Source organism: Pseudomonas sp. SDO55104_S430, assembly GCF_054070595.1.
This window is the reverse complement of sequence record NZ_JBSVXG010000419.1, coordinates 1-2414: the sequence shown is the minus strand read 5'-3', so window position 1 is coordinate 2414 and position 2414 is coordinate 1. Positions and strand designations below refer to the sequence as shown.

Genomic DNA, 2414 nt, shown 5'->3' with positions numbered 1-2414 from the left:
AGCGGAGTGTCAGGCAACATATTCATTGGCTGACACACTGCCTTCGCGAGCAAGCCCGCTCCCACAGAGATTTGCATTCACAGTGAGGGTCAGGCAGAAAAGAAATACCGCGTCATGTGAAAGAAGATCGGCGCCGCAAAGCAGATCGAATCCATCCGATCCAGCATCCCGCCATGCCCCTTGATCATCGTCCCCCAATCCTTGGCGCTCAGGCTGCGCTTGATCGCCGACATCACCAGCCCGCCCAGAAACCCCATCACCACGATCACCAGTGACAGTAACAGCGACTGCCAGAAATTGAACGGCGTCATCCAATACATGCAGCCGCCGATCAACGTCGCGGACAGCCCGCCACCCACCAGACCCTCCACCGTTTTCGACGGGCTGACCAGAGGCGCCACCTTGCGTTTGCCGAACAGTTTGCCGAAGACGTACTGCAGGACATCGCTCATCTGCACCACGAACACCAGGTAGAACAGCAGCAAGGCGTTCTGCCCGCTGAACCCTCGCAGATCCAGCAGCAACAGCGCCGGCGCGTGGCTGATGCAGTAGACGCAGATCATCACGCCCCACTGGATCTTCGCCGTGCGTTCCAGGAAGGCGTCGGTGTCCTGGCTCAACACCGCAATCGCCGGCAGCAGCAGGAAGGCATACACCGGAATCAGCAGGGTGAACATCGAATACCAGTGGGTGCTGATCAGCAGGTATTGCAGCGGGATCAGGATGAAGAATGCGGAGAACAGCGCGTTGTGATCGCCCAGCGTGGTCGGGGTCAGGGTGATGAATTCTCGCAGGGCGAACAGGGAAATGAAGGCAAACAGGATCACCGTCGCATTTGGCCCCAGCAGCCAGGACACGAAAAAGATGATCACCATGCCCCACCACGCATTCACCCGCTGGTTGAGGTTTTCGATGGTGGAGATCGAGCTTTCGCGGGTCGCCCGCTTGGCCAGAATCCGCCCAATGATCGAAGCGACCGCCAGCAGGCAGGCAATGGCGGCAAAGAACCAGAGGAATTTCTGTTCAAGACTCATTTCGACAGCCTCACGATGGCGTCACGCGCCCGTTCCAGGAACACCTGTTTGTCCTCACCCGCGACCCGTGGCAGCGGGTTGCCGATGCGGATCGTGCAGATGATCGGCAGCGGCACGTGTTTGCCCTTGGGCATGGAGCGATGCAGGTTTTCCAGGTAGATGGGCACCAGGTCGACATCGGGAAAGGTTTCGGCGAGGCGAAACAGCCCGGACTTGAATTCCCCCGGCAGCGCCTGGCTGGAGCGCGTGCCTTCGGGAAAGATGATGATCGAATGGCCGTCGCGCACCACATCGAAAATCGGCTCCAGCACGTTGGTGCCGGGCGCCGGGTTGCGTTCGATCAGCACCGCGTTCAGGCCTTGTTGCGAGATGTAGGACAGGAAGCGGTTCTTGCCCCAGTAGTCGGCGGCGGCCACGGGCTTCACATTGACCCGGGCCTCGGGGGGCAGGGCGGCGATGATCGCCAGAGTGTCCATGTGGCTGGTGTGATTGGCGAAATAGATGCGCTGGCGCGTAAGGTCCGGCGGACTTTCCCAGCGGGCGGTGACGCCGATCAAAAAGCGCAGCACAGCGATCAGGGCATTACTGATCCACATGACTGACCTCCTGCAATTCTCTGGAGATGGCCATGGTGCGGGTGAAGCAGGTGATGGCGGCGCCGATGGCGATCACGACCAGGGTCAGCAACAGCGCATAGTGGCTGCCGCGCAGATAAACCTCGACGGCATTGAGCAGCAGGCCAACCGTCATCACCGCCATCCGGTGCTGCTTGGCCATCGGTCCCATGAAGTTCTGCTTCAGGCCGATAGAGCCGCCGAACACCCGGACATAGGCGGTGAGCGCGGCGGCAAGGGCGGCGAACCAGCCCAGCTCCGGTTGGTACAGCGCATAGCCGAGGCCGACGATCAGCAGGCTGTCGGCGATGCGGTCGGGGAATTCGTTGTACAGGCTGCCGATTGCGGATTGTTTGCCGCCCTCGACCGCAACCATGCCGTCGAACAGATTGCACAGCAGGCGCAGTTGAATGGCGAGGGCGCAGCAGATCGAGCCGGCGACGCCGCTGCTGATGACCAGTGCAATCGCTCCGACGAGGGCAAAGAAGATGCTGGCAACGGAGATCTGGTTGGGGGAAATGTTGCGTTTGACCAAGAGGTCAGTGATGCGCCTGGCCCACCCTGTGGAGCGCGCTTTGATTGGTCTTCTGTTGTCATCCATCACTCAGTATCCCGGTCGCTGGGTTTTACTAAGCGTATATGCAATTAGCGGTTTTTCACCTGCGCGATTTCCGGGGATGCTGCACGCATTTGCAGAAGCCGTGCAGGAGCCCTGTAGGAGCGAGCACGCTCGCGATGGAGGACGGGACACCGCGGGGCGTCAGGT

3 protein-coding genes are annotated in these 2414 nt (G+C 60.4%); all 3 read right to left on the bottom strand.

Annotation, left to right across the window (positions count from 1 at the left end):
- Positions 1-89: 89 nt before the first annotated feature.
- From ACW9JE_RS30295 to ACW9JE_RS30285, 3 genes are read right to left on the bottom strand one after another with little or no spacing between them, the layout of a single operon-like run.
- Positions 90-1034, bottom strand: a complete 945-nt coding sequence (locus tag ACW9JE_RS30295; RefSeq protein ID WP_457434855.1) for a phosphatidate cytidylyltransferase — start codon at positions 1032-1034, stop codon at positions 90-92.
- Positions 1031-1630, bottom strand: a complete 600-nt coding sequence (locus tag ACW9JE_RS30290) for a lysophospholipid acyltransferase family protein (RefSeq protein ID WP_224537931.1) — start codon at positions 1628-1630, stop codon at positions 1031-1033. The genes ACW9JE_RS30295 and ACW9JE_RS30290 overlap by 4 nt, the downstream gene beginning before the upstream one ends.
- Positions 1617-2249 carry a CDP-alcohol phosphatidyltransferase family protein gene (locus ACW9JE_RS30285; RefSeq protein ID WP_457434856.1) on the bottom strand — a complete coding sequence of 211 codons (633 nt, stop codon included), beginning with the start codon at positions 2247-2249 and terminating at the stop codon, positions 1617-1619. Before ACW9JE_RS30285 ends, ACW9JE_RS30290 begins: the two co-directional genes overlap by 14 nt.
- Positions 2250-2414 lie beyond the last annotated feature (165 nt).

What these genes read in the sequence shown, in the direction of transcription:
- ACW9JE_RS30290 (WP_224537931.1), bottom strand. Translation starts at nt 1,630, where the DNA reads ATGTGGATCAGTAATGCCCTGATCGCTGTGCTGCGCTTTTTGATCGGC.
- ACW9JE_RS30295 (WP_457434855.1), bottom strand. Translation starts at nt 1,034, where the DNA reads ATGAGTCTTGAACAGAAATTCCTCTGGTTCTTTGCCGCCATTGCCTGC.
- ACW9JE_RS30285 (WP_457434856.1), bottom strand. Translation starts at nt 2,249, where the DNA reads ATGGATGACAACAGAAGACCAATCAAAGCGCGCTCCACAGGGTGGGCC.